The 11,777-nt window shown below is 35.8% G+C and carries 3 protein-coding genes; all 3 read left to right on the top strand.

What is annotated here, in order from left to right; genetic code table 11:
• Positions 1–167: 167 nt before the first annotated feature.
• The 3 genes from BIW12_RS05455 to BIW12_RS05445 all read left to right on the top strand — a co-directional run bounded on the left by BIW12_RS05455 (position 168) and on the right by BIW12_RS05445 (position 11,744).
• Entirely contained in the window at positions 168–4,190 is a 4,023-nt protein-coding gene (locus tag BIW12_RS05455) for a beta strand repeat-containing protein (RefSeq protein ID WP_071184168.1), read from the top strand.
• A gap of 292 nt (positions 4,191–4,482) precedes the next feature.
• Positions 4,483–8,301 carry an Ig-like domain-containing protein gene (locus BIW12_RS16150; protein WP_083382053.1) on the top strand — a complete coding sequence of 1,273 codons (3,819 nt, stop codon included), beginning with the start codon at positions 4,483–4,485 and terminating at the stop codon, positions 8,299–8,301.
• Between the two features lie 311 nt (positions 8,302–8,612).
• The gene (locus BIW12_RS05445; RefSeq protein WP_157499487.1) at positions 8,613–11,744 is read left to right on the top strand and encodes a glycine-rich domain-containing protein; all 3,132 of its coding nucleotides are present in this window, start codon (positions 8,613–8,615) and stop codon (positions 11,742–11,744) included.
• Positions 11,745–11,777: the final 33 nt, after the last annotated feature.

Here is an 11,777-nt window from a genome sequence, read left to right as displayed (position 1 = left end):
AAATCTATTTATGATAGTGGTTTACAATGTAAATAGCTGACGTAATTTGTAAAAAATAGCTGATTAGCGATGAATAATGTAAGTTAACGATTTTGTTTTTGTGTCTGATTTTAAGTGTTTTAATTTAATTGTTGATTTGTTAAGTCTAATTTTATCATTTGGGTTTTATGAGGTTATTTTTATTTAAGAAAGTGATTTTTGGGGTACTGTTTTTATTTGTTTTTTCTACAAAAATAACTGGACAAACTACTACATCAGGAGTAGCCTACATTTGGTCAACAACTAACACATGGGCACCTAGCGGTGTTCCTGCCAGCAGCACAAATGTTACCGTTAATAATCCTCTTACTCTTGATCAAAATTTAACCATTAGTACAGGAAACTATACCTTTAATCAGGACGTAACCGATCAGCCTGGGGGATCAAATTATGACTTTTCAGCAGTTGATGCGTCGGGTAGCTTGACCATTGCTTCCGGGACTACCACAATAGGAGGTGTTACAAGTATAGGTGGAAATTCTATTTTTACATTAACGGTCAAATCAGGTACTACTTTAGTATTGGGAACTTTGGGCTCTACTTCTAACAATTTTTTAATTGGAAATAAATCGAGTATTACAATAGAGCAAGGTGCAACTTTAATTGTATATGGTAATATAGTAAATAGCAACAGTACTGGAAATTTTACAGTTAACGGTTTATTGCAAGTGTATGGAGATTATATAACTGATAATGGGAATATTGATATTTCAGGAACTACGGGTCAGTTTTATACCACTGGAGCTATGACTACTCAAGGCAATTCCTCTCAAATCTATGGATCTAGTAATAATTGTGCTTCTAATTGTTCAGGGACTTCACTTGGGTGTGGAACTTCAAATCCAGATACCGCTTACACTGCAACAATACTACCTCAGAGCCAGACTATTTGTTCGGGGGGAAGCATCTCTAATTTGACATTTTCTACAAATGCGCCTTCTCCTACTTATGAATGGCAATATAGTTTAACAGCAGGAGGAACTTATACTCCTATTTCAGGAGCAACTTCAAGTAGTTACACACCGTCTGCTTTAACGGTTACAACTTGGTACAGAGTAAAATATACATCGAGCGCCAGTGGTTGTGGAACTAAATATTCAGCTCCTATTCCAGTTTATGTTTCAGCTTCTACCTATACTCAATCTACTGCAGGACAGACTGTGTGTGGTGGGAGTTTTGGACCAATTTCTGTTTCTGCTTTTGGAACAGGTTTGACTTATCAGTGGTATAGCAATACTACCGCTTCTAATTCAGGGGGGAGTTTAATTTCTGGAGCTGTATCAAATGTTTATACTCCTTCAAGTGCTGTTAGTGGTACAACATACTATTATTGTGTGATAAATAGTTCCTGTGGGATTGCTTTTACGACTGCTGTTTCCGGAGCATTTACTGTAAGTCTGAATAGTGTTACGGCTGCCTCGTCATCTCCTAATCTTTGTGTAAATACACTAATGACAAATATTACTCATACAACAACTGGGGCAACAGGGATAGGAACAGCAACAGGATTACCTACCGGAGTAACGGCTTTATGGTCTTCTAATACAATTACAATAAGTGGAACACCCACTCAATCAGGAACTTTTAATTATAGTATTCCATTATCAGGTGGATGTGGCAATGTGAGTGCTACTGGTACAATAACGGTAAATGCTTTCCCGATTATCACAACTCAGCCTGTTAATCAATTAGATTGCGAAGGTGCTTCGGTAAAATTCAAAGTAATTGCTTCGGGTTCAGGATTGACTTATACTTGGCAGCGAAAGAGACCATTAGATGCTAGCTTTGTGACTATCGTAGACGTTGAAAATTATATTGAGAATTCCTCAACAAATGAAATTCGAATACTAAATGCAGGAAGTACACAGCATCCCAATGGAACACAATTTCAGGTAATTGTCTCTAATGGAAATTGTAGTGTGACTTCTAATGTAGCAACACTTACAGTAAATGAGATTACTAATGTTTCAACTGGCACCAATGTAATCCAGTGTTTTGGAACAAATTATTCTTATACAGTTACCACTTCCTATCCTGCCAATGTGGTTTCTTATCAGTGGAAAAAATCCGTGACTTCAGGAGTTTGGGATGATGTTATCAATGGTGGAGCTTATTCAGGAGCCACTTCTGCTACTTTATCTATTACTGGAGGAACTCCTGCAGAGTCGGCTGAATATCGAGTTTATATTACTTTTCAGTCCTCAGGAACCGATTGTAATGTAGCAAGTTACACCAGAACACGTAAAATTACTTTTTTACCACAATTAACAACTCCGGTAACTTCTATTACTCAGCCAACATGCTCAATAAATACAGGAACCATTACAGTAACCGTGCAAAGCGCAACCGATGAATATAGTTTTGATAATGGAGTAACTTATCAAACTAGCAATGTAAAATCAGGTTTAGCTGTAGGTTCTTATAATGTAATTATAAAAAATGTGGCGGGTTGTATATCATCAACTACTAATTGTCAAATAATAAGTGAAACATCTACTTGGAATGGTACAACTTGGTTAAATGGGAATCCTGATGGTAGTAGAGATGTTATTTTTGAAGATGATTTTAATTCGATAGCTGATATAGAAGCTTGTTCTTGCCAAATTACCAATGGTGCAAATGTAATTATCAATGGAACGCATACTTTAAAGGTTACTAATGCGGTTAATGTTGTTAGTGGTACACTTACTTTCGAAAATAATGCCAGTTTGGTTCAGCTTAATGATACTGCTGTAAATACCGGAAATATTAATTATAAGCGTTATACCACCCCTGTAAGAAGGTACGATTTTACCTATTGGTCTTCGCCGGTTGCAGGGCAAACCCTGAAAAATTTATCACCTAATACTTTATATGACAAGTATTATGGTTACAATCCTGATACGGGTTGGGTGATTTATTATAACGGAACTAAAATAATGGATCCGGGGAACGGATACCTTGTTCGTGCTCCGCAAAATTTCAGTATTACTGCTGCTACAATTGATTATGCACCAGTTTTTGTAGGTGTTCCCAATAATGGTGTATTTAATTTATCCTTGTTAGCAAATAAAACGTATCTTTTTGGAAATCCTTATCCATCGGCTATTGACGCAGATGCTTTTTTAGATGCTAATATGAATGTTTTAGAAGGAACCCTTTATTTTTGGACACATAATACGCCACCCTCTAATGTTGCTCCCGGGTCTCAAGCTTATAATTACAGTGCTAATGATTATGCAACTTACAACAGAACGGGTGGAGTTGGAACTCGTGTTTCTACCGCCAAAGCTGCCAATACAGGAGGAGTTGTACCAACAGGTAAAATTGCAGCAAGTCAAGGTTTTTTTGCTCCATCAAGTGCTACTGGTGGAACGTTGATTTTTAACAATGGTATGCGAATTTCCGGCGGAGTTTCGGGAACAAATAATTCACAGTTTTTTAAATTAAGTACTACTTCTAAAACAGCTACAACTAATGCTATTACAGATAAAAATCGTATTTGGCTGAATTTAACCAATAATGAAGGTGTTTTTAAACAAACACTTGTTGGATATATAGCAGGAGCTACCAATAATTACGATACCGGTTTTGATGGAATGAGTTATGACGGTAATCCATTTGTTGATTTTTATAGTGTAAACAATGCAGTAAATTTAGCTATTCAGGCACGTGCATTGCCTTTTGTACAACAAGACAGTGTGCCTTTGGGTTATAAATCTACAATTAAGGGTGATTTCCAAATTAATATCGATCATACTGATGGAATATTAACTTCACAGAATGTCTTTTTGGAAGATAAAGATTTAAAAGTAGTTCATAATCTTAAAAAAGGGGCTTACACTTTTAGTACTGAAAAAGGAGTATTTAATAATCGTTTTATAATGCGTTATATTGATGATAATGTGTCTAAAAAAGGAATTACAAAAGAAACAGTTTCGACTGGAGAAGTAGTTGTTTCGGTATTGAATAATGTGATAAATGTAAGTTCGCCTAAAAAATTGATTGCTAAAATCAGTATTTATGATGTTAGTGGAGCAATAATTTACCAAAAAGAGGAAGTCTTAGTTAATACTTTTTTAATCCAAAATTTGAATTTAGCACCTCAGGTGATGCTGGTTAATGTAGTTTTAGAAAACGGAGATACCATAGCAACAAAAATTGTATATTGATTTTTATCAAAAACAGTATTGTTATTCTTTATCCCGATTGCGCAAGTAGTCGGGATTTTTTTATACAAATTAGGATGTCAAACATTGTAAATAAACAAAGTTAATTATCTTCTGAATCCTTTGTTTACAAGGGTTTTGCAAGTGTAAAATGTGCACTTCAACGAGAAAACAAGTACATAAACGTTTTTAGTTTTTGGAACAAGAAATTACATTTAATCTTGCCCTGTAATTCATTTTTATGAATTGAAAATTAAAGTTTTAAAGGCTTGCCCGCCCCAAATAAATATTTTTCATGAAACTAATTTTACCTAAGAAATCTTTTTTTATATTTTTAATTGTTCTGCTTTTTTCGTTTGAAGGTTTTTCACAGACAACAGGGGATTATCGTTCTGCTGGAACTGGAAACTGGATAACTCTTGCGAGTTGGGAATATTATAATGGTTCTGCTTGGGTTACTCCAACAACCACTCAAGGTTATCCAGGTCAGATTTCAAGTCCTGCAAAACCAACTACTGGAGCTGTTTTAATTCAGGCGGGACATGCTATTACTATGGGAACTTCAAGTTTGTCAACTTCTTCTATAGGTTCATTAACAATTAATGGAACTTTAAACTTAAGTGCAGGAAGTTCAGGATCTACTTTTAGTATTAATACTCCATTATTGGTAGTTACACCGGGACTAACACCTTATGCGCAAATAAATTTTGATAATAAGGTTACATTAAATTTACCAGCTAATGTTTCGATGCAAGTGAGTACAGGTGGATTACCAACTCCTGGAGATGGAACATGTACAGCAAATATTCAAATTAGTATAGGAAGTACACCTTATGCTTATTGCACTGGTAATGGGCAAGCAACTCATTTTGATGACATTATGGCAAACGGAGGTTATAATATATTGGATGCAGTTACTGCGACTTCAGTTTGTAATTCTGGAACCTCAACAATATCTGCTTCTGTAAAACCAACCCCTACAGAATCAACCACATATAATTTATATTCTTCTTCAACTGGAGGGGTTTCATTATCTAGCGTAACTTCTTCTGTAAGTCCTTATTCAACAAGTTCACTTATAACGCCTTCAATATCTTCAACCACAACTTTTTATGTTGAAGCTGTTACTGGTACACGTATTACTGCTAGAAAGGCTGTAGCCGTTACAGTAACCAATACTGCTGCACCAACAGGAACTGCTACTCAGTCATTTTGTTCAGGAGCTACGGTTTCAAATTTGTCAGCTACTGGTTCTGGAATAAAGTGGTATTCTGCATCCACGGGTGGTTCTGCTTTAGCATCAACAACAGTTTTAACAAATGGAACGCATTATTATGCGTCTCAAACTTTAAATAGTTGTGAAAGTGCTACTCGATTAGATGTTACAGCTATTATTAGTTCAGTTTCAGTTACACCAACAAGTATAAATGGAACAACTACTATTTGTAATGGTAGTTCTACTACACTTACTTTAGGTGGAGGAACAGCGGGTACCGGAGCAGTAGCGAAATGGTATTCGGGTTCATGCGGAGGCACATTAGTAGGCTCAGGAAATAGTGTAACAGTATCGCCAACTGCAACTACAACATATTATGTTAGATACGAAGGAAGTTGTAATACTACATCATGTGCTTCGACAACTGTAACAGTTAATCCGGTTCTTAATGCAGGAGCTATTGCAACTACAGGCGAAACGATATGTAGTAACACAGTACCATCAACCACTATAGGCAGTACAACAGCAGTTAGTGGTGGAGATGGAAATTATACTTACCAATGGCAATATAGCCCTAGTAGTACTTTTGCAAATAATGTAACTACTGTAGTTAGCAATACAGCTACCTATACACCAACTCAGACATTAACTCAGACAACTTATTATCGTCGTCAGGTAAAAGACGTTACTTGTAATACTTATACAAGTTCTTCTAATGTTTGGACAGTAACTGTAAATCCGGTTTCAGTTGGGGGCACGGTTTCAGGTAGTACAGCAGTTTGTTCAGGAACTAATAGTACTACTTTAACATTATCAGGACATACTGGTAATGTTGTAAGATGGGAATCATCATTAGATAATTTTGCAACAGCAGGAACTACAATTGCTAATACAACTACAATATTAACAGCAACTAATTTAAATGCTACAATATCATATAGAGCTGTCGTACAAAGTGGCTCTTGTACAATAGTAAATTCTACAATAGCAACGATAACTGTGACCTCTGTTTCCACTCCAACAGCAGGAACGCCGACTAATCCTAGCTGTAAAGTACCAACAGGAAGTGTACAATTAAATGGTTTGCCGAATTCAGGAACTATTGTTCAAACTGGAGAGCGTGATGATAATATTGAGATTACTGGCGGAGGACTACAAACAATAACTGGACTTGTTCCAGGTACTTATTATTTTGCAGTTACTAATGGAGGTTGTACTTCAGCAACAGTTAGTGTTATTATTATTGCTCCAACTACAAATACCTGGTCAACTGCTTCTCTGCCTACTGGTTCTTGGTCTAATGGAACTCCAACGATTAATCAAAGATTAGTTTTTGCTTCGGACTATACCAATGTAAACGATGTTGATATTGAGGGTTGTTCTTGTCAGGTTACAGGATCAACAGCTGTAACCATAAAATCAGGACGTACTTTAAAAATTGAAAATGGAGTTGAAGTACAACCCAATGCAACATTAACTTTTGAAAACAATGCCAGCTTAGTTCAAATTAACGATAATGCAGTAAACTCTGGAAATATCCGTTACCATCGCCATACTGATTATGTAAAGCGTTATGATTTTACCTATTGGTCTTCGCCGGTTGTTGGACAAACCTTGAAAGCCTTGTCTCCAAACACACTTTATGACAAATACTATAGCTATAATCCAAATACAGGTTGGGTAATTTCATACAATGGAGCAGCTACAATGCTTAAAGGGAATGGTTATATTATTAGAGCACCTCAAACATTTAGTATTACTGTACCTGCAATTGATACTAATCCGGTATTTATTGGAGAGCCTAATAACGGTGTGGTTACTTTAGCTTCTTTAGCAGGTAATAAAGTACATCTTTTAGGAAATCCTTATCCTTCAGCAATTGATGCCGATAAGTTTATAGCCGCAAATTCAACTTCATTAGAAGGAACACTTTACTTCTGGACTCATAATACATCACCGAGTAAAGATATTGCAGGGAATGCAATTTATAATTATACTACAAATGATTATGTTACTTATAATAAAACAGGCGGCGTTAATCTTGCTTCCGGAAAAATTGCTGCAGGTCAGGGATTTTTTGCTCCGGCAACTGCTTCTGGAGGAACTGTAGTATTTAATAATGCCATGAGATATACAGAAGGACAGCCTAATTATGATAATTCACAGTTTTATAAATTTAGTACCACATCTAAAGCAACTTCGAAGACTACAACAGCAGAAAAAAGCCGTATTTGGTTAAATTTAACTAACAAAGAAGGTGCTTTTAAACAAACCTTAATTGGTTATATTACCGGAGCAACTAATGATTACGATCGTGGTTTTGACGGTATGAGTTATGATGGAAATCAATTTGTTGATTTTTACAGCGTTAATAATAATGTGAATTTAACTATCCAAGGACGTCCTTTGCCTTTTGTTAAACAAGATAGTGTAGCTTTAGGGTATAAATCGACAATTGTAGGTGAATTTCAAATTAGTATCGATCATACCGATGGATTATTATCTTCACAGAATATCTTCTTAGAGGATAAAGATTTAAAAATACTGCATAATCTTAAACAAGGAGCTTATACTTTTAATACTGAAAAAGGTGTTTTTAAAAATCGTTTTGTATTGCGTTATGTAGATAAAAATGCTGTTGAGCCAGTAGTTGAAACTCCGATTGTTGATGGAGCAGTAGCGGTTTCGGTACAAGAAAACCAAATTACGGTGAGCTCATCAGAAGATTTAATTTCAAAAATCACTGTTTATGATATTTCAGGAAAAATAATTTATCAAAAAGACAATGTTTCTGCCAACGATTTTGTTATACAAAATTTACTGTCTGGTCAACAAGTTCTTTTAGTAAGTTTGGTTCTTGAAAATGGTAAAACAACTTCAACAAAAATAATTTATTAAGGTAATTTTCTTAATTTCTTATATGACAATCCCGATTGCTAAAAACAGTCGGGATTTTTTTATTGTTTTCTAATGTTTTCAAGACTCTGCAGAGTTTAAAAGCTTGTGGATTAGTTTTCTTACGGATTTGAAAGTTTTATAAATGTAGTTCTTCACTTTGTTTAATTGTTAAAAAATGTATTTTGACAGTAAAATACTTCTTTTAAACGATTTTTTTTAATACTTTTATTTCGATTTTTAGACCCCCTAAAAAATTATTGTTTACTCGGTATTGTCATATCGGGCAGCTGTTTAATTTTTAAAATGGGGCTATGAATAATTATTACTTTTCTTTAGCAATATCAATAAGAATAATTAAAGTACTCTGCTTTTTGTTGGTAAGCTATTTTTCTATTTTTATGTCGGCTTATAGTCAAACTACAAAAACATTTACTACATCAGGTGAATTAGAAGTTCCTGCCGGTGTTACTAGTTTGTCTGTTCAATGTTGGGGAGCTGGCGGTGGCGGTGGCGGTTCTAATGAATTATTAACGCTTGTTAGTCTTGGATCGGCTGGCGGTGGTGGCGGTGGCGGGGCTTATAACCAAGGAAATGTTGTGGTTACTTCAATTCCAACAAATGTTAGAATTTCTTATACTGTTGGACAAGGTGGTTTGGGTGGAAGTTACGGCAGTACTACACTTGATGGTTTGGCTGGAGGGCAAACTATTTTTTCTTCTATTACAGCTAATGGAGGACAAGGTGGAGGTGGAGGAACTTTATTGGTTCGAGCAGGTGCTGGAGGGAATGGCGGCTTAGGAGGTTTTAAAAATGGGGGAAATGGTAGTTCGGCTTATTTAGTTGCAATTAATCTTAATCCATTTAATTTACAAATAGGGCTTAATAGAAGTGGTGGCGGTGGAGGAAGTGCAGGAACAGTTCTTAATGGTAATAATGCTTCTGGTTTAACAGGAGGAACGGCTGTAGCTGGCGGAGCTGCAGGAGGTAATGGTAGTGAAAAACAATTATTGTTAAGTTTGGTTGCTTCTCCAAATGTTGCAGGTTCTCCAGGTGGTTCTCCAGGCGGTGGTGGCGGTGGTGCAACAGGTGGTGGGTTAGTTGACGGATTATTGAATGGTGTTCTAGGAGGTAGTAGCTCTGATGTTAGCAATGGAGGAAACGGAGGAAACGGCCAAATCAAAGTTGATTATACCTGTCCTACTTATAGTATTTCAAATCTTACTGCTGATGCTGCTTGTGTTCAGACATCGACTATACAATTGACGGGAAATTTACCTATAGGAACTTATACAGTAACTTATAATAGAAGTGCTCCTTCGGCTATAGGGCTTACTGCTACTATGGTGGTTGAAGCGGCAGGGACGGGGATTATTGATGTTGTCGGTTTGCCTACTGCGGGTTCAAGTACAATTACAATAACTGAACTTAAATCGGTAGATTGTATAAGTGTTGTCAATGCGGCTATTACTTTTGACAGAGCTGAAAAACCAACAGTTGCTATTACTACACATCCCAGTTGTGCTGTGCCTAAAGGGACTGTTGTTTTGAATAATTTGGTAATTGGCGGAACAATTTATCAAACAGGTATTTCAAGTGCCAGTTATCCAATAATTGAAAATCCTCAAACAATAACCGGACTTGATTCTGGAAACTACAATTTTGTTGTTTCTAATGGGATTTGCAGTTCTCTAACGGTTTCTGATATAACTTCTGTAAGTATTAATAATCCACCGCCTGCAATAACCTGGAATGGCTGTTGGGATGGTGTTCCTACTCTGGAGAATAAAGTGATTTTTGCAGAAAGTTATAATGATGATTCAGAGAATTTAGATGAAAATACAGATATCGAAGCCTGTTCCTGTGAAGTGAATTCAGGAACTCATGTTACTTTTAAGACGGGACGCTATTTAAAATTAAGAAACGAATTAAAAGTTGATGCTAATGGCTCGCTAACTTTTGAAAATAATGCGAGTTTGGTTCAAATGAATGATGATAGTGAGAATGAAGGAAAGATTATTTATGGACGTCATACAAAACCGGTCAAAAGATATGATTTTACCTATTGGTCTTCGCCGGTTGAAGGACAAACTTTGAAAAATCTCTCTCCTAATACACTTTATGATAAATATTATAGCTTTAATCCCGGTTCAGGTTGGCAAATTCATTATAATGGCAATAAAGAAATGATGCCAGGAGAAGGTTATATTATTAGAGCACCGCAAAGCTTTAGCATAACTGACCCTGCGGTTGATGATAAGCCTAAATTTGACGGAAAACCCAATAACGGAGAAATAAAAAAAGAACTAAGCGGAGGTCTGGTTTATCTTTTAGGGAATCCATATCCTTCGGCTATGAGTGCCGACGCTTTTTTGGCTGTAAATGCTACTCAGTTAGAAGGGACTCTTTATTTCTGGACACATAATTCGCCACCAAGCATAAAAGTTGATGGAAACGCTATTTATAATTATACGGCTAATGATTATGCAACTTATAATCTTACTGGAGGTGTGGCAACTCATGCCACCATCCAAGATGATGATGAAAATGACCCTAATGATAATAATAATCTAAGTGTTCCATCAGGAAATATTGCTACTGCCCAAGGTTTTTTTGCTCAGGCAAGTACTGCAGGAGGTGAAATCATTTTTAATAATGCCATGCGTCTTTTGGATGGTGAGCTTATGGATGATGGACAAGAGTATGATGAAGTAAGGGATAATTCGCAGTTTTTTAAATTAGGAAGAACTTCAAAATCTACTAATTCGGTAGATAAAAATCGTTTGTGGTTGAATTTGTCTAATGCCCAAGGCGCTTTTAAACAAACATTAATTGGTTACATAACCGGAGCGACTAATGGTTACGAAGGACGTTTTGATGGCATGAGTTATGATGGAAATCAATATTTGGATTTTTATAGTATCAATCAAGGGACAAATTTATCGATTCAAGGTCGTGCTTTGCCTTTTCAAAAACAGGATAGTATTGTTTTAGGTTATAAAACAACTATTGAGGGTGATTTTCAAATTAGCATTGATCATGCCGATGGAGTATTGGCTTCGCAAAAGGTATTTTTGGAAGATAAATTATTGCAAATACTGCATGATTTGAAAGAACCTTATTCTTTTACTACCGAAAAAGGAATTTTTAAAGACCGATTTGTTTTGCGCTATCTGGATAAAAATGTTGCAATTGAAGATACAACAGCCGTTGAGGTTGAAGGGGTATTGATTTCAACAAATGATAAAGTAATCAAAATTAATTCTGCCACAGAGGTAATTGATGCTATTTATATTTATGATTTTTCAGGCGAATTAGTGTACTCAGATATGGCTGTTGATGCAGTAGGTACAACAATTAGTAATTTATCAGTTGCTCATCCGGCTTTAATTATTCAGGTAGTATTAGCGAATGGTAAAAAAGCCTCTAAAAAAATAATCTATTAAGATTCCGGTTTAAATAAAAAATCCATTAGATTT

This window comes from Flavobacterium commune (assembly GCF_001857965.1).
GTDB classification, from domain to species: Bacteria; Bacteroidota; Bacteroidia; order Flavobacteriales; family Flavobacteriaceae; genus Flavobacterium; species Flavobacterium commune.
Note: the sequence above shows the minus strand (reverse complement) of the source record. Positions and strands in the feature narration are given on the sequence as shown.